The organism is Peribacillus sp. NPDC101480, assembly GCF_050277335.1.
In the GTDB taxonomy this organism is placed as follows: Bacteria; Bacillota; Bacilli; order Bacillales; family DSM-1321; genus Peribacillus.
In genome coordinates, this window is the sequence record NZ_JBNNSB010000001.1 from 1461827 (window position 1) to 1477950 (window position 16124).

General features: G+C 40.0%; 18 protein-coding genes and 1 pseudogene. 11 read left to right on the forward strand and 8 right to left on the reverse strand.

The genetic code is table 11. The annotated features are described in order from the left end of the window. Positions 1 to 163 precede the first annotated feature (163 nt). Positions 164 to 1090, forward strand: coding sequence for a CobW family GTP-binding protein (locus ACQKMF_RS07285; protein WP_427572325.1), 927 nt, complete (start codon positions 164 to 166; stop codon positions 1088 to 1090). 65 nt (positions 1091 to 1155) lie between these two features. Beyond that, positions 1156 to 1302 (forward strand): annotated as a pseudogene (locus tag ACQKMF_RS07290) (DUF2188 domain-containing protein); the annotation flags it as partial. Positions 1303 to 1359: 57 nt separating this feature from the next. Here the strand turns inward: ACQKMF_RS07290 and ACQKMF_RS07295 are convergent. Then, on the reverse strand, positions 1360 to 1602 hold the full coding sequence (locus ACQKMF_RS07295; protein ID WP_101225235.1) for a DNA alkylation repair protein: 243 nt from the start codon (positions 1600 to 1602) through the stop codon (positions 1360 to 1362). Positions 1603 to 1711: 109 nt separating this feature from the next. Between ACQKMF_RS07295 and ACQKMF_RS07300 the strand changes: the two genes are divergently transcribed. The 6 genes from ACQKMF_RS07300 to ACQKMF_RS07325 all read left to right on the forward strand — a co-directional run bounded on the left by ACQKMF_RS07300 (position 1712) and on the right by ACQKMF_RS07325 (position 6829). Further along, entirely contained in the window at positions 1712 to 1978 is a 267-nt protein-coding gene (locus ACQKMF_RS07300) for a hypothetical protein (RefSeq protein ID WP_427572327.1), read from the forward strand. Between the two features lie 118 nt (positions 1979 to 2096). Then, positions 2097 to 3059, forward strand: a complete 963-nt coding sequence (locus tag ACQKMF_RS07305) for a WD40 repeat domain-containing protein (protein ID WP_402937657.1) — start codon at positions 2097 to 2099, stop codon at positions 3057 to 3059. 5 nt (positions 3060 to 3064) lie between these two features. Beyond that, positions 3065 to 3751 (forward strand): response regulator transcription factor, encoded by a 687-nt coding sequence (locus ACQKMF_RS07310; protein WP_402937654.1) that lies wholly within the window; start codon positions 3065 to 3067, stop codon positions 3749 to 3751. Then, a complete protein-coding gene (locus tag ACQKMF_RS07315; protein ID WP_402937651.1) occupies positions 3748 to 5163 on the forward strand; it encodes a sensor histidine kinase in 1416 nt (471 codons plus the stop codon). Before ACQKMF_RS07310 ends, ACQKMF_RS07315 begins: the two co-directional genes overlap by 4 nt. Before the next feature lie 19 nt (positions 5164 to 5182). After that, the gene (locus tag ACQKMF_RS07320; protein ID WP_101225230.1) at positions 5183 to 5620 is read left to right on the forward strand and encodes a FixH family protein; all 438 of its coding nucleotides are present in this window, start codon (positions 5183 to 5185) and stop codon (positions 5618 to 5620) included. A gap of 465 nt (positions 5621 to 6085) precedes the next feature. Next, complete coding sequence (locus ACQKMF_RS07325) at positions 6086 to 6829, forward strand: CAP domain-containing protein (protein WP_427572330.1); 744 nt, start codon at positions 6086 to 6088, stop codon at positions 6827 to 6829. Between the two features lie 193 nt (positions 6830 to 7022). On the opposite strand, the gene ACQKMF_RS07330 is transcribed toward ACQKMF_RS07325, so the two are convergent. Continuing rightward, positions 7023 to 7490, reverse strand: a complete 468-nt coding sequence (locus tag ACQKMF_RS07330; protein ID WP_427572332.1) for an Hsp20/alpha crystallin family protein — start codon at positions 7488 to 7490, stop codon at positions 7023 to 7025. A 158-nt stretch (positions 7491 to 7648) separates the two neighbouring features. Between ACQKMF_RS07330 and ACQKMF_RS07335 the strand changes: the two genes are divergently transcribed. Beyond that, complete coding sequence (locus ACQKMF_RS07335) at positions 7649 to 8422, forward strand: SDR family oxidoreductase (RefSeq protein WP_260357879.1); 774 nt, start codon at positions 7649 to 7651, stop codon at positions 8420 to 8422. A 48-nt stretch (positions 8423 to 8470) separates the two neighbouring features. Here ACQKMF_RS07335 and ACQKMF_RS07340 read toward each other — a convergent pair whose 3' ends face one another. Both ACQKMF_RS07340 and ACQKMF_RS07345 read right to left on the reverse strand, forming a co-directional pair. Continuing rightward, positions 8471 to 9826 carry an MATE family efflux transporter gene (locus tag ACQKMF_RS07340; protein ID WP_101225226.1) on the reverse strand — a complete coding sequence of 452 codons (1356 nt, stop codon included), beginning with the start codon at positions 9824 to 9826 and terminating at the stop codon, positions 8471 to 8473. A gap of 676 nt (positions 9827 to 10502) precedes the next feature. Further along, complete coding sequence (locus tag ACQKMF_RS07345) at positions 10503 to 11615, reverse strand: mechanosensitive ion channel family protein (protein WP_427572334.1); 1113 nt, start codon at positions 11613 to 11615, stop codon at positions 10503 to 10505. A gap of 193 nt (positions 11616 to 11808) precedes the next feature. Here ACQKMF_RS07345 and ACQKMF_RS07350 point away from each other — a divergent pair, with 193 nt between their 5' ends. Further along, positions 11809 to 12897 (forward strand): undecaprenyldiphospho-muramoylpentapeptide beta-N-acetylglucosaminyltransferase, encoded by a 1089-nt coding sequence (locus ACQKMF_RS07350; protein ID WP_427572336.1) that lies wholly within the window; start codon positions 11809 to 11811, stop codon positions 12895 to 12897. Positions 12898 to 12949: 52 nt separating this feature from the next. Next, on the forward strand, positions 12950 to 13093 hold the full coding sequence (locus ACQKMF_RS07355) for a DUF2639 domain-containing protein (protein ID WP_427572338.1): 144 nt from the start codon (positions 12950 to 12952) through the stop codon (positions 13091 to 13093). 43 nt (positions 13094 to 13136) lie between these two features. Here the strand turns inward: ACQKMF_RS07355 and ACQKMF_RS07360 are convergent, their stop codons facing one another. From ACQKMF_RS07360 to ACQKMF_RS07375, 4 genes are all read right to left on the reverse strand, one after another. Then, complete coding sequence (locus ACQKMF_RS07360) at positions 13137 to 13820, reverse strand: LrgB family protein (protein ID WP_101225223.1); 684 nt, start codon at positions 13818 to 13820, stop codon at positions 13137 to 13139. Next, a complete protein-coding gene (locus ACQKMF_RS07365) occupies positions 13795 to 14187 on the reverse strand; it encodes a CidA/LrgA family protein (protein WP_402937634.1) in 393 nt (130 codons plus the stop codon). Before ACQKMF_RS07365 ends, ACQKMF_RS07360 begins: the two co-directional genes overlap by 26 nt. Before the next feature lie 205 nt (positions 14188 to 14392). Continuing rightward, positions 14393 to 14947, reverse strand: coding sequence for a GNAT family N-acetyltransferase (locus ACQKMF_RS07370; RefSeq protein WP_101225221.1), 555 nt, complete (start codon positions 14945 to 14947; stop codon positions 14393 to 14395). Between the two features lie 332 nt (positions 14948 to 15279). Next, a complete protein-coding gene (locus ACQKMF_RS07375; protein WP_101225332.1) occupies positions 15280 to 16059 on the reverse strand; it encodes an undecaprenyl-diphosphate phosphatase in 780 nt (259 codons plus the stop codon). Between the last annotated feature and the right edge of the window lie 65 nt (positions 16060 to 16124).

The following is a 16124-nucleotide window of genomic DNA, read 5'->3' on the forward strand; positions in this document are numbered from 1 at the left end:
TAAATAAAATATTGCAGTCGAACTCGCTTTTCTTCGAATTTGCCTAGTCTGAAACCAGCTTACGGGCTGGTTTTTTTATGTGAATCCGGCAAGTGCTTTAGTAAGGTAATTATGATAAAATTTAACGGAATCGAATTTAACCGGATCATAGGAGCAGATAAGAATGAAAACAACCGAAGTGTACATATTGGGCGGCTTTCTCGGCAGCGGGAAAACGACGCTTCTTCGAAATATATTAAAGCAGGAAAGTGACGCGGGCAGAAAAGTGGCCGTGCTTTTAAATGAGCTCGGCAGTGTATCGGTTGACAGCGGACTCATTGGTGATGGAGTGCCTCTGAAGGAGTTGTTTGACGGGTGCATCTGCTGCACAATTCAAGATAAACTGGAAGTTCAGCTTCATGAATTGCTAACCGAAAATGACTTGGATGCGGTTTATATTGAAACGACGGGCGCTGCTCATCCAGTTGAAGTATTGGATGGCATCATGTCCCCGATCTTCGCCAAAAGGCTGGAGTATAAAGGGATTATCACCGTGGTCGATTTATTAAGGTGGCGCGATCGCGAGGAACTGTCTCCTCAGCTTCGACAGCTGCTTGCCGAGCAAATCCACCATGCCGATTTCATACTATTGAATAAAGCGGATTTAGTAAGTGAGATGGAGGCCGCACAGCTGATATATACGATACAGGCACTGAATACGGATGCTGTATGTTTATTGACGGAGTATGCAGACGTTTCCTTGAAATCATTGCAAGGGATGCAAAGAAATCGGCAAAATAGCCATCAAAAGCTTGATGTACATGACCATTTGCATTTAACTGCAGTCGTTCATACCTTTGAAGGTGCCGTGGCACAAACCGACTTTGAAGAGTGGCTTAGGTCCCTGCCGGAAACTGTATATAGAATGAAAGGATACATTTCTTTTACATATTCACAATACCCCCATTTATTTCAATACTCATACGGAATGCCGATGTATATGAATGAAATGATGAAAATGCCATTGAATATCGTCATCATCGGGGAAAAGTTGGATAAGGAAATGTTGATCGGTCAGTTGAAAGCTTTGGAAGCGAGAGCGGTCCGATAAACGTTTACCGCCCATAAAAGAAGGGAAACATATAAGAAGACTTTCTTATCAAGGAGGCGGTATTAATGCCATGGAATAAGAACGATTACCCAAATTCGATGAAGAATCTAGATAAAGATGTCAGGGAAAAGGCTATAGAGATCGCGAATTCATTATTGGATGAAGGATATGAGGATGGAAAAGCTATTCCAATTGCCATAGACCGGGCTAAGTTGTCGGTGGGAAAAGATTGAAAAAATGGTCAGACCCATTTGTGGGTCTGACCATTTTTATTCTTGCATTCCAAAGGCGGCAAATGTCTTTTCGTCTTCTATTAATCCGCACGCAGCACATTGCACCCGAACTTCAGGACCATTATATGCTAGATGGAACGGCTGAAGGGAATCGTTCGAATATTGTTCAACAATCTCACCGGATTGCGGATCCTTTTTAACGGGGGTTGCTACTTGCTGAATGAGATTGAAGCGAGATTTATTTGTTCGGCAATTCGGACAGCGGTATACTTGAGACACTGTACTCACTCCTTTTTTGAATTTTAAAAAGCGTAATCGTATTATTAAGATAGTCTTTACGAACTTGATCAATAATATGTATGAATTAGTAATGGATGGAAGGGATACTATGAAGGAAAATATCAGGCAAGAAGAATTACTGGTGGCTTATTTAAGCATATGGAACAATCGTAAGGTGACCGATGGAGGTGGAAGTGAAGTTTTGCCGGAACTCATCCGCCGTGAGCTTTTGGATGAAAATGCCCATCCCCGTGCCCGAAAACCAGTATTGGAGAAATTTTACCTCTCCATTAAACGCGTGATGGAATCTTCGCTTTCGGAAGAAATGAAAAATGCGATCGTCAAGCTCTATATCACTGAATTGGAAAGATTATGATTTCAGATTGTGATACGGGTGCTTGTTAGCAAATATTCTTATCCGCTTCATACTTTTTTCACAAATCATTGTTAAAATTTTAAAAAAATAGATATTTAATGAATAAGGAGCTTAAAATATGAAGTGGGGCATTGGGGTTTTTCTTGCCATCGTACTGCTTACTGGGTGTAATAGCGGTAATGCATTTACTAAAATCAATAAAAGTGAATCTTTCCTGGCGACTGTCAATATCAAGGATACTTCTCTGACTTTTATAGATGAAAACTATCATCCATTTGCAAAATGGGATATTTCAGAACCATTTACCGGAGCCCTGCTCCTGGCAGACAAAGATACTATCCTGCTTTATGGAAAAGAGATGAAGAAAGTCCAAGTTTACTCTTTATCAGCAGGAAAACTGATAAACAGTTGGGAAATTGGGAAAGGAATCGTCAATATGCAATTGTTACGTGATGGAAAAAGCATCGTGGCGGTCAATCAAGCGAATCACTCCATTTATTTTTTAAATGCTGATGGGGAGGTACAGGATATTGTCAAGGTTGGTAAAAGCCCCTTGACCGTTCTTCAAGGAGAGCAAGCAAATCGCTTGTATGTTATTAATTTTGGTGATACCAAATGTTCAGTGATAAACCTTGAAACGAAAAAGGTCGATTTCGAATTTCCCGTACATAGTTCCAGCACCGGCACGTTATTAAGGGAAGAAAAGGATGAAATATGGATCGGAGGACATGGTGATGGGGACCAAGTGGAAGAAGATCTATATATTTATTCGGCAAAAACGGGAGAGTTGAAGAAGAAACTGAAGGCCCCCACCATGCCGATAAAGTTCCTGGAGAATGCTGAAGGCATATTTGTCCTAAGTCATGGTACAAGCTCCTTATATAAATTGAATGATCAATATCAGGAAGTGAAAAGCAAAGTGGTCGGCGTCAACCCCTTTGAAATGGCGAACTTCAATGAAGATGTGGTCGTGGCGGGATATGATAGTGATGAAGTGTATGTAATGGATGCTGAAACAGTCGATGTTAAAAAAACGATAAAAGTCGGCGAAGGTCCGTTCCAATTGATGTTGAGGGAGTAGATGACATGCATGCTTACACCATTTTAGTCGTGGATGATGAAGAAGATATGCGAAATCTAGTTGAAATGTATTTGCTGAACTCAGGTTATCGATGCCTTCAAGCTGCGAATGGAAAAGAAGCTATAAGGATGGTTGAAACAGAGGAAGTGGATTTAATCCTATTGGATATCATGATGCCAGGTATGGACGGTTTCTCCGTTTGTGAAGAGATTCGTGATAATTGGGAGATCCCTGTGATATTTGTCAGCGCGAAAGGTGAAGAATGGGATAAGGTGAAAGGGCTGAAGCTTGGCGGCGACGATTATATCGTCAAGCCGTTCAATCCAGGAGAATTGGTAGCAAGGGTCGAAGCTGTATTGCGAAGGACAGGGAAATTATCATTGAATGAAGAGAATCAAAACCATATCCGATTCGGTAAAATTAGCTTGAACTTACAATCCAGAACGGTTTTGGTTGAAGGGAAGGCAATCAATTTAACCTTGAAAGAATTCGAATTGCTGTTATTTCTCATGCGTCATAAAAGCCAGGCACTCAGCCGCGAACAACTGCTTGAAAATGTATGGAGCGGGGAGTATGGAGGATCTTTACGTACTGTGGATACCCATATCAAAACGTTACGAATGAAATTAAGAGCGGCCGATTACATTCAAACCGTCTGGGGAATCGGTTATAAGATAGAGGAAAAGAAATGATCAATAAATGGCGAACCCTTTCATTTAAATTATGGCTCACCATCATCACCGCCATCATCCTTTCCGTTCTGTTCGCATACTCACTTTCTCAATATTATTATAAAAATCTATATGTCGAGAAGCTTAAAACAGATTTAGTCAATGAAGCGTCATTGCTAGGGGCGGATTATACCGGCGGTGAAATCAGTGATGACTTCAAGGGAAAAGTTGAATGGTTTAACAGTAAGAATGACAGCGAGGTCTTTGTCGTCAACAATCCCAGGGAATTGAGTGCCTGTCTGCCTTTTGAAATCAATTATGATACTCTTATTTCTGAAGAAGAACGGCAAATGCTTTTAGATGGGAAAGCCGTTGAAAAAGAGGGATATGAGAAAAGGTTTGAAAAGAACATCGTAGCGGCGATCATACCCCTGATTGACGAAGATCGCCTCGAAGGTATCATCTATACATATATTCCAGTAGATTCCATTACGGTCTTACTTAAGGAATTTGCTGTAAAATGGTTGGCAGCGATCCTATTATTCTTGATAGTCGCGATATTTTTTACTACAAAATGGTTGAAAAGGCTAATCAGTCCGATTAAGGAAATCGAGACTGCAGCCCATCTCGTTTCAGAGGGGAATTATGACATACAGGTCCATGTAAGGAGCCATGATGAAATAGGTAAACTGGCAATAGCCTTTAATGATATGGCCAATTCCATCCATTTGGAAGAAGAAAGAAAAAAAGAATTTCTTGAAAATGTAGCACACGAGCTCAGAACCCCGCTTAGTTACGTAAAGGGATACACGCAGGCCATATTGGATGGTGTCGTGAAAAATGATGAAGAACAACGGAAATACCTTCATCTCATTTCAAGGGAGGCCCTTAGGCTGCAGCGGCTTGTGGGTGATCTGATGGACTTAACAAAAATGGATAGTGATCCATTCTTGTTAAATAAAATCCCAATTGCCTATGCTCAATTCATAGAAGACGTACTTGTGAAATATGAACCGATAATAAAGGAAAAGCAATTGGACTTGCAGTTGGATCTGGATCCAGACCCGATTATTTTTGGGGATGAAGGAAGGATGGAACAGATCCTGCATAACATTTTTGATAATGCCATTCAGTACACGGATTCTGGAGGGGCGATTCATATTACCCTAATTCAGCATAAAGATGATTGCGAACTGCTGATAACTGACACGGGTAACGGGATTCCGGAAGCGGATCTGCCTCATATCATGAATCGTTTTTACCGAGTGAACAAAGCACGCAGCCGTTTTGATGGCGGTTCAGGGCTTGGACTGTCCATTGTCAAAAAATTGGTGGAATTGCAAAATGGTAAAATCGAAATAGAAAGCAAGGAAAAAAGGGGAACAAAAGTCAAGGTCATCCTACCGGTTATAAAAGAAGAATGGAATTCATAAAAAGGGGATACGTTCAAAAATGAAAAAAATCGTATTATTTTGCATGACGTTAATTTTTTTGGCCGGATGCGGCAAGGAAGAGGAAATTCCGAAAATGTTAAATGTCGATTTAGCTGTCGATCCAATTCAGGGTAAAGTGAATGAGCCTGTGAAATTTCAGGCAAAAGTGACTTATGGGGACGAAGCCGTGACAGATGCGGATGATGTCAGTTTTGAAATTTGGCTTGCGAATAGCGATGACCATGACAAGATTGCAGTAAAACATAAAAGAAACGGCATATATGAATTGGAGAAGATTTTTGATGAAGAAGGAACCTATTATGTATATGCCCATGTAACGGCAAGGGATATGCACAACATGCCAAAGAAAGAATTCGTCATAGGGAAGCCAAGCACTCCTGAACAAAATGGTGGGAAAAAGGAAATGGACGAAATGGATGATGAAGAAATGAAATGATGAATGACCATCAAACTCAAAACAATTCGGAAGTGAATCCGAATTGTTTTTTTTTTTTTTTTTGAAAAATGGACCAAGGCAATAGGGTAGAAATGATCGGGACAAAAGACGGAGCATCGAAGTTAAATCGAAAAATTTGTAACATAAAAGTAATGAAAGTCATATTAAGTTGGTTAAATACGATATGTCAACAAAAAGTTATTAGTATTCAATGGAAATGGTTCTATGTAACTACCATTGACAAGTGAGGGCTGGAAAAATATGAGTATATATACCACCGAAAGAAACATAGATAGGTAAAGCATTCTTGCAAGTTTTCTCTGAAACTAGGATAATAATATTTTCTCTTTCGTATCCTGTTAAATTCGATGGAAATTTCTGGTGCATTTATTACAAAAAGTGCATGTTATGATAATTCCAGAAGCAAAGCACAACACAAAACGAACATCACAGGAGGAAATACGAATGAAAAAGAAAATGTTTATGTCAGCAGCAGCGGCTGCAGCTATTATATTCACAGGAGTAGGAGCTAACCAAGCTGAAGCAGCCAACTGTGATACTGTTAAACAAGTAACTTATAAATCTATGAATAAAGAGGATATGCAAAATGTCCTTAACCAATACCTAGCTAAATACAACATCACTTTACCTGCAGCGCAGGCACAACAAAAACCGGTTCAAAAACCAGTTCAAAAACCAGTTCAAACACCAGGTCAAGAAGCTGGAACAGCGAACCAAGCAAAACCTGAAGCAAAGCCTGAAGCAAAACCTGCAGCACCGGAAGTGACACCTGATAAATCAACTGATGAAAAACAAGAGACAAGCTCTGAATTAAGTGCTTTTGAACAAGAAGTTGTTAAATTAACTAATGCAGAACGTGAAAAACAAGGTTTGTCAGCTCTTAAAATCGACACTGAGTTGAGCAAAGTTGCACGTATCAAGTCTCAAGACATGAAAGATAATAACTACTTTGATCACAATAGCCCAACTTACGGCTCACCATTCGATATGATGAAAAAATTCGGAATCAGCTATACATCAGCTGGTGAAAACATCGCACAAGGTCAACAAACACCTGAAGAAGTGGTACAAGCTTGGATGAATAGCCAAGGACACCGTGAAAACATCATGAACTCTAGCTTTACTCATATCGGAGTAGGTTACGTAGAATCTGGTAACTACTGGACTCAACAATTCATCGGAAAATAATAGATTAATAGAAAAGTGCATCCCATTAATATGGGGTGCGCTTTTTTTTTGCGAGAAATAGATTATTCCATTCCATGGAAAAAAATCAATTCTGACATTGATTGTTCTCTATAATGTACCCAAATCTAAAAAAATTGAACCAAGAAATAACTGGAACCGCACCTTAACATCAGTGAGGTCCCGGTGAAGCCACTTAAATCTCGGATACATCGATTTCTGAATACTGTGTATTGAAACTTTTCTGAAGACGTATTTCCAATGTTGATTCTTTATATTGGGCTGATGCCCCTTTTTTCTTTACAGGTGCGGGGAGTGTTATGACATGCCGATCTGACTCTTCAGGAATCCCCTCGATGATGGATTGGGTAGATGTATGGTAAAGTTTCATTTTCTTTAGCCAAGATTCATCTTCTATTGGAATTCTTACGAAGACATATAAATGCGTTTCAAATACTTCGGCATGTAAAGGATGTTCAGATCTGGCATTTTCTTTTTGTGAGCGGCCATCATTTTGATTCATCATACCTTGCATATTTTCAGGTATGACTTGTGAAAATACTTTTTCAATGAATGATTGTACATCACTTTGCTGCATATTTTTCATGAAATCCTTTTGGTTCGGGTTATTCTTAAAAGAAAAAAGTGAATTCCAAGGAAACATATTGAATTCCTCTCTCCTGCTTATGGTCTGACAGGTTTATTTGTTATATTTTATGCAGCTAAAGCCCATAGGTTCTTTTATATAATTACTAAATTATAGAAAACGGAATAAACTTATGTATAATTAAGTAAAATCCATTAGATAAAGAGGGTAGGCCTGTGGATGAAAAAGTAGCTTTTATTACTGGTGGAGCAACGGGAATCGGCAAAAGGATGGCATTTTCACTCGCGGATAATGGAATGGCCATTATCATTACTTATCGAAAAAGTAAAAAGGCAGCTTTAGCATTAGTGGATGAATTACAGGAAAAATACCATGTTAAGGCACTTGCGATTCAAGGTGACTCGTCAAGTGAAGAAGATTGCCGGAATATTTTGCAAAAGATTTTGGAGGTCTTTGGCCATGTTGATATCTTCATTCATAACGCAGGGCCATATATGCATGATCGTAAACACATGACTGAATATGGCAGTGATGAATGGAAGTACATCATGGATGGGAATTTAAACGGTTTTTTCTATTTTGCGAAGGAACTTATTCCGCAAATGCGAAGTAGAAACTGGGGCAGAGTCATTACATTAGGGTTTGAACGGTGTGAAACTGCACCAGGCTGGATTTATCGTTCTGCTTTTGCCGCGGCAAAGAGCGGCTTGACCTCCTTGACAAGAACTTTAGCTGCGGAAGAAGCTACACATGGCATCACCGTGAATATGGTCTGTCCTGGTGATATAGTAGGTGATTGGAAAGAGGGGGAAATCAGGGGCGCGAGAGCAGAAAAGGATGGTACGGTTCCAATCGGCAGACCGGGTACAGGCGAAGATATAGCGAGGGTCGTCACGTTTCTTTGTGATGAGGAGTCAGATTTCATTACCGGCAGCATCATTCCGGTAACAGGCGGAAAGGATGTTCTCGGGAAAATATATAAAGCCTAGCGTGAGAATGAAAAAGGGTGAGGCCGGTAATCCAGCCCCACTCTTTTTTCACGCCATTTTTTTATATTTCACTTGCTGTATGAACCGTAAGCGAGCCGCCAAGCCTATTGCTCCGAGAGCCAAGCCGGTAATTAGGCCAATCCAATACCCAAAGGCTCCCATATCGGTATACTTTGCGAAAACATAGCCAATGGGAAGCCCGAGAATCCAGTAGGAGACCAGTGACATCGCAAATGTGACATTAACATCTTTATAACCACGCAATATACCCTGAATAGGTGCCTGGAGGGCATCCGATATCTGAAAGAAGATGGCATATATTAAAAAATGTGAAGTCAGCATCATTACCTCATGATCTTTTGTGTATAAAGAAGCCACAGGTTCACGGAAGAGGAATAGGATGGTCGACAAAACGAGCGACATTGTCAAGGCCATCGAAATGCCAATCCAGCTATACACTTTTGCATCTTTATAACGGTTTGCCCCAATTTCAAATCCAATGACGATCGTCAAAGCCATGGATATACTTAGCGGTATCATATAAAGCAGGGAGGCAAAATTCATGGCAATCTGATGCGATGCTATTGTGACGGTATCATACTTACTCATCAAAAGGGTGACGGCCGAGAAAATGCTTGTTTCAAAAAAGATAGCCAGCCCGATGGGTACTCCAATCAACAATAAAGCACGCCATTCTTTCCAGGAAACCCGGAAAAATTCATTGAAAACCTTATATGTCGAAAACGGGTTTATTTTTATTACAACAAGGATGGCCACCAAGGCAATTAACCAATAAGTAATGGCAGTGGCGTACCCCGAACCGACACCGCCAAGTTCGGGGAATCCAAGCTTCCCGTAGATTAATAGGTAATTAAAAAGGACGTTTACCGGGAGTGCACACAAGGTGATTATCATGGATATCCTGGTCTGCCCCAGAGCATCAATGAAGGCCCTTAACGCATTATAAACGAATAAAGGAATGATACCGAGTGAAAGTGCAATCAAATAATCATGAGCAACCATGTGGACACTATCTTCAAGGTCCATGGCATTCAATACGGGGTTCAAAGAAAACGCCCCAATGATTAATATGAATAAGGCTAAAGTGACAGCTAAATAAATGGCCTGCATCACGGAATAGGAAACGGATTTAGACTGCCTGGAACCGACCAGCTGTGAAACCACCGGCGTTAAGGCAATCAATATCCCGCTCAGCCCCGTGTATACGGGTGTCCATAGCGAACTGCCGATGGAGACGCCAGCAACGTCCTGAGTGCTGTATTGTCCTGACATCATCACATCAAAAAAGGTCATGGCATACATGCTGATTTGGGTTATCAGGATAGGTATCAATATATAAAATAATAGGCGGATCTTTTGTGATTTAGTATAAGTCTGATTCATTAAAGTACCTCAATATCAATATTTGCAATTTTCAACACAATGAAAGAATTATATCACATAAGCATGTGATGTTTTAAGAGTTTTTATTTGAAGCTAAAAAAGACTTGCCGTTTTGGGCAAGTCTCAGCTTGTAGACAAAAGGGGTTCGGATAAAAAATTCAGAACCCCTTTTGATTTTTAGCTTATTTAAGTTAATAAGTGCAAAGCAAGTATACGTGGATTCCACACATGTGAAAAAGTGCGATATGGTTTCCATGAAAAGTGCCTCATATCTCAATGTTCGGGGAAAATTAAACGACACTTTAAAGATCTAAAGTAACCATTTCAAGTTGATCTCGCTGAATAGAATCATGTTTAGAAAGCATCCTCATCACCTCAAGTTTTAATTAGTCTATTTTAAAACAATAAAGACTTTAGGCAAAAGGGTTCTATCTAAAAGTTAAAACAAAGTTGATTGGAGCGGGTGTGCGAGACTCCTGCGGGAAAAGCGCGTCCAGGGGAGACCCCACAGGCGCAAGGGCGCCGATGAGGCTCCCGGACAGCCCGCCGAAAGCGAGTGCCTTACGTTATAATCAACGTCAAAATTTGTACAAGCCATAAAAAAATGTAGACAACCTCGATTTTCATCGAGGTTGTCTACATTCTGAGACTTTCCGTTTTTGGGCAAGTCCTTTTGTCAGTCGCGCATGGATTCAAAATCATTCATGGCTTCCATATTTGAGTCTTTTTGAAGAATGAAGGCTTGGGACGGAATGGCAATTTGTACATCTTCCTGTTCCAATATCTCCATTATTTTAAAGTTCACATCTTCTTTGATTGATAAATATCCTCCAAAGTCCGTCGCTTTCGTGAAGAAATAAAGGTAAAGATTGAAACCGGAATGACTGAACTCATCAAATTTAACCAAAATCGTTTCCGGATGGACTTCAGGATGATCAATCAGCATTCTTTCTATGTCTTTAATGACATTTTCCAATTTTTCTTTTGGTGTCGTGACATTCACACCTAAATGGAAGGCAATCTGTCTTTTTCCCATCTTGGACCAGTTGATGATCGGTTCATTCGAAAGGGTCGCATTTGGGACTGTAACTAAAGCTTGGGCAAAAGTCCGAACTTTGGTGCTTCGGAATGTGATGTCTTCAATGGTTCCCTCAACACTTGGAGTTTTGACCCAATCTCCTATGGTAAAAGGTTTTTCGGTAACGATGACGATCCCTCCAAAGAAGTTGCTGACTGTATCTTTAGCGGCAAGAGCGAAAGCCAATCCACCCAATCCAAGCCCTGCAACGAATCCATCGACATTAAATCCCCATTCTTCAGCAATGATGGAGGCACCAAAAGCAATGATGATTAATTTTATGATTTTCGTAAAGAACGGCATGACGATTTGATCGACTTCAAGCCCGAATTTACTTACTAATTTCGGAAATAAAATGGTTAAGATCGAACTGATATTGAAAATCGTCCAAATTATTAAGAAGACAAAAAATGATCTGTATATTTTCGATCTTAATTCAACCGAAGGTGAGTCAATCGGAAAATAGTGCAGTGAAATGATAACACCAATCAAAACGATAAGCCATCTTACCGGCTGTTCTATAGCGAGCATTAAGTTGGCGGCAAATTCTACTTTACGTTTTTCTGCAATTCGTAGAAAGAACTTGAATATATATGTAGTAAATACTTTCCGAAGCAAAAGGAAGATTAGTAAAATTCCAATGGATATTCCTAATTTGGTCCAGGCTTCGATTCCATCAAATTGATCGAGTGATTCAGAAACTTCTTGCAATGTATTACTCCTCCAATGTATCTTGTAGTATTGTAGAATACTAAGATTATAATATATTCATGCTGAAAAAGGAAAAATAATCGATGATTACATTCCTCACTGGGATTTTGCGGTTCACTGAATACTTTTTCAAGTTATTAATGGCAGGGATATATGGTAATATGGATGCAAAGTGATTTTTTAAGTTTGGAAGGTGGAAATATTGACTAAGAAAATAGTATTTACCGGAGGCGGTTCTGCCGGTCATGTATCTGTTAATGCAGCAATCATCCCGGAATTTTTAAAGCATGATTGGGATGTTACTTATATTGGTTCAAAAAAAGGCATTGAAAAAAATATCATCGAAACGGAATTTCCCGAGGTCCGTTATGAAACGATTTCCGTAGGTAAATTCAGACGATATCTATCAGTTGAAAATATGAAAGACCCTTTCCGGGTCATAAAAGGGATTTTTGATGCACGAAAAATATTAAAAAAGACCAAGCCGGATTTCATTTTTTCTAAAGGTGGATTCGTTTCGGTTCCAGTCGTTTTGGCAGGCAGGATGCTGAGAATACCGATTGCGATACATGAATCGGATTATACGCCTGGTCTGGCTAATAAGATTGCCATGCCACTTGCATCGAAAATTTTCACCACTTTCCAGGAAACGGAAAAAGACCTTCCGAAAGATAAGGCCATGTATCTAGGCGCTGTATTGCGCGATGGGATTTTTAAGGGAAGCGCTACAGCTGGTAAGACATTCTGTGGATTCACGAATAACAAACCGGTGTTACTCGTTATGGGCGGGAGCCTTGGGGCCGTTAAAATCAATAATATGATTACAGATAACCTAGATGCATTATTAAAGGATTACCAGATTATACACATTTGCGGGAAGGGAAATGTGAAAACGGAGTTGAAACAAAGGGGATATGCTCCTTTTGAATTCGTGCATGAAGAATTATTCGATCTTTTGGCGGCTGCTGATGTCGTTGTGTCAAGGGCAGGTTCAAATTCAATCTTTGAATTCCTTGGTTTGCAAAAGCCGATGCTGCTTATCCCTCTAAGTGCCAATGCATCCCGCGGAGATCAAATTCTGAATGCGTCAAGCTTTGAAAAACAGGGCTTTTGTAAAGTCATTCAAGAAGAAGAGTTAAATGACCGGATTTTTAATGATACATTAGCGGATTTATTGGAACAATCGAATGAATATCAGGAAAAAATGCGTCAAAAACGCCCATTCAAAACGGCAGCTGAAATGTATGAATTATTACTACAAGTAATGGCTGCAAAAAAATAAGTATCAATCCCCTCTATGCAGCATATCTTTTTCGAACAGAGGAGGGGGTAGAATGGCTTATGAATATTCCAAAGGATGGTTCATTCAGCAGCTAAAAGCTGCAGGGATAAGCTATCATCCAATTGAGAAAAAAAAGCTGGAGCTGTATAAAACCTTTATTCTTAGGCGTTTATACGACGATTTGCAAAAAAGGTAAATCATAAAAAAGAACCGCAACGTCGTTGACGTTGCGGTTCTTTTTATAGGAAATTACTTATAAAAGGAAAAAAACAGGAAATAAGAATACCCGCGATAGCCATTGCCGCACCTGCGACAGCCCCGGTGAACTCACTTTCCTGGGCAGCTTGAGCAGTTCCGAGACCGTGAGCGATCGTACCATAAGCGATACCACGAGCGAAGGGCATCGTAATGTTTAGTTTATCCATCATTTTTGGAGCGATCATCGTACCCAGCACCCCAGTCAAAATGACGAAGGCTGCTGATATATTGGAATTTCCGCCATAAAGTTCAGTGATTTCAACAGCGATGGGCACTGTAATGGATTTAACCGCCAATCCTTGGAGTATGAATTGCGGAAGAGAAAATGCTTTAGCGATGGCGAAGGCAATGATCAATGTGACCATAAGGCCAAATATCATGCCGCTAATTGCCGGCATTGCATATTTAACGATTATCTTTCTATTCTTATAAAGTGGTACGGCCAAAGCAACGGTAGCCGGTCCCAGGAAATAGGTTATGATGTCTTTTCCCGGTGAATAATCTTCGAAGTCCAAACCGCTGATCAGCAATACGAGAATTATCGTAACCGTACTGAAAAATACGGGCGTCGTAAAAGGTGATGGATGTTTAGCATATATTTTCCTTCCAATGAAATAGGCAAGGATGGTTATCAAGATGCTATATGTTGTGATGAGCGCTGTCATGCTGCTTAACCTCTCCTCTATGGGATAGCTTCTGAACAGTCAAAGCTGAAACGATGAATCCAAATATCAGGCTGACTCCCAATGTAAGTGCCAATGGCAAACCGAATTTAATGAAAAGCCATCCCATTGTCATTAAACTGATTGAAATGGGGATGAAGAAAAAGGCTAGGTGCTTTACCAAAAATCCTGAAGTAAGTTCAATCCATTCGACTTTTATAACCTTCGTCTGTAATAAACCGAATAACAGAATCATGCCGATGACGTTGCCTGGTACGGGTAATTGAAGTAAATTGGCTAAATAATAGCCGAGCTTGCAAATGATGAGCAGGAAGATAAGCTGCACGATAAAAGCAAATGTTTTTTTCATGATTAAGTCCTTTCAATGACGCTTTGAATATATTGATGAATTGGTCAATTGTATTCATTATAAAAAAATATCCCTAAAAAGAATAGGGATTTGCAGCAATCTATCTTAAACATCCTATGCAAATGGAAAAAAGAGCTTTCCAGGTTTGGAAGCTCCGGCCATTATATGAAAAGATAAACAAATCCAAATTGAAATGTTCTTCGCTTTATGCTTCAAGTAACTGCTGTTCATCATCATCATGCTGTCTAAGGATATGAAAGGTGTATAAATCTTTAGGGATTTCATACAAATCGTAGATATCTTCTTCATGATTGATCTGATCATAAAGGGATTTTCTTGTTTCGTTGGCATTGACGGCATAGGGAAGCTTTTCTGCAGCTTTTATAGAGCGGATATTTTTTTTGCGAATACGCATGAAGACCGTTTCCAAACCGAGCTCGAAAAAAAGCTCTTTGAAGAAAGCGTCTTTTGCAATGGCATTATACCCTTTTCCATGATAAGGCTTGCCGAGCCATGTGCCTAAGAAACCTGCACCATTTTCAATATCATATAAAGAAATACAACCGATGGGATTTTCCCATTCATCCAAGATTGTTCGTGAAATGAGTTGCCCAGCATCTTCGGCTTCGATCGTTTGCTTAGTGATGAAAACATATTCTTCATATGAATCTACCTTATGGCGCACGAAAGGGAAGACATCTGGATGCGTCATTTGTTCATAAAGAGAAAAACAATCTGTGAAATCTCTCTTTTTTAACATTTCCGTCCCTCCGTTTGAGGGCAGTTCTTATGCGTAGTCGCTGCCCACCCTCGAAATTTTTTAAGTCGTTCATCAAAAAATTTCGGGGTGGGAATCGAACCCACTAGAACCGGAAACCGGTGGCGCACCATTTGCCTTCCCTATTTTTATTGTCAGAAAATATGCAAATCTAAAGTACCTTACGAAGGTATAATACTAAAAAAAAAACGGTTTGGGAATAGGTTTTTTGCCTTTTTTTTTCGTCAAATTTCAACTTTTTCCTGAAGGGGGAAATCAGTAGGCAAACGTCTGCATTTTTCCTTGAAAAACTGGTTTTTCGCCCGCCTTTTTCTTTAAAATTCACCTGTGAATTGCATGAATAAAATGATTGCGCCGAGGGCCCATACATAAATGGAGAATATTTTCAGTGAACGCTTTTTTAAGAAATCGATCATCCATACTACTGCAATATAACCAAAGATTGCTGCGGCCAGGGTTCCGACGAAAAGCGCAGTGAGTGGAAGCCGTTCAACATCTCCAGTAAAAATCGGTTTCATCTGAAATACGATGCCCCCCGTAATGGCAGGAATTGAAAGCAAAAAGGAAAAATAGGCTGCAGTGGCCCTATCCAATCTGCAGAAGAGACCGGCAGCTATCGTTAGGCCGGAGCGCGAAAGAGCAGGCATGATGGCAGCAGCTTGGAAGGTACCGATAATCAGCGCATCTTTAATGGAAATTTCATTAAGGGATTTGGCCCCTTTTTTCACTCCGTCCGCTACCCATAAAATCAGTCCGGTCGCTAAAAATTCCCAGCCAATGGTGACACCTGTTTTTGAAAGGCCATCAAACCAATCCCCGAGTAAAATGCCGGCAATTACTGCAGGAATCGTCCCAGCAATGAGAAGCAGAGTCATTTTTGAGAAAGGATTTTTCAAAATGGCAATTATGTCATTCTTATAGACGACCAATAACGCCAGCAATGTTCCGATGTGGAGCATGGTATCCAGAAAAATTCCGGCCTCGTCAAGATGGAAAATATGCCGTCCTAAATATAAATGTCCAGTACTTGAAATAGGTAAAAATTCAGTCAAGCCTTGAATGATCCCAAGGATGAAGGCTTGAAATTCATTCAGCAAAAAAACATCACTCCATTCTAGAAGGTATAGGACAATCCATTATTTAAACTGTATGCACAAGA

Coding starts and splice junctions, on each gene's coding strand:
- ACQKMF_RS07285 (WP_427572325.1), top strand. CDS start 164: ATGAAAACAACCGAAGTGTACATATTGGGCGGCTTTCTCGGCAGCGGG.
- ACQKMF_RS07300 (WP_427572327.1), top strand. CDS start 1,712: ATGAAGGAAAATATCAGGCAAGAAGAATTACTGGTGGCTTATTTAAGC.
- ACQKMF_RS07305 (WP_402937657.1), top strand. CDS start 2,097: ATGAAGTGGGGCATTGGGGTTTTTCTTGCCATCGTACTGCTTACTGGG.
- ACQKMF_RS07310 (WP_402937654.1), top strand. CDS start 3,065: ATGCATGCTTACACCATTTTAGTCGTGGATGATGAAGAAGATATGCGA.
- ACQKMF_RS07315 (WP_402937651.1), top strand. CDS start 3,748: ATGATCAATAAATGGCGAACCCTTTCATTTAAATTATGGCTCACCATC.
- ACQKMF_RS07320 (WP_101225230.1), top strand. CDS start 5,183: ATGAAAAAAATCGTATTATTTTGCATGACGTTAATTTTTTTGGCCGGA.
- ACQKMF_RS07325 (WP_427572330.1), top strand. CDS start 6,086: ATGAAAAAGAAAATGTTTATGTCAGCAGCAGCGGCTGCAGCTATTATA.
- ACQKMF_RS07330 (WP_427572332.1), bottom strand. CDS start 7,490: ATGTTTCCTTGGAATTCACTTTTTTCTTTTAAGAATAACCCGAACCAA.
- ACQKMF_RS07340 (WP_101225226.1), bottom strand. CDS start 9,826: ATGAATCAGACTTATACTAAATCACAAAAGATCCGCCTATTATTTTAT.
- ACQKMF_RS07355 (WP_427572338.1), top strand. CDS start 12,950: ATGGCTTATGAATATTCCAAAGGATGGTTCATTCAGCAGCTAAAAGCT.
- ACQKMF_RS07360 (WP_101225223.1), bottom strand. CDS start 13,820: ATGACAGCGCTCATCACAACATATAGCATCTTGATAACCATCCTTGCC.
- ACQKMF_RS07365 (WP_402937634.1), bottom strand. CDS start 14,187: ATGAAAAAAACATTTGCTTTTATCGTGCAGCTTATCTTCCTGCTCATC.
- ACQKMF_RS07370 (WP_101225221.1), bottom strand. CDS start 14,947: ATGTTAAAAAAGAGAGATTTCACAGATTGTTTTTCTCTTTATGAACAA.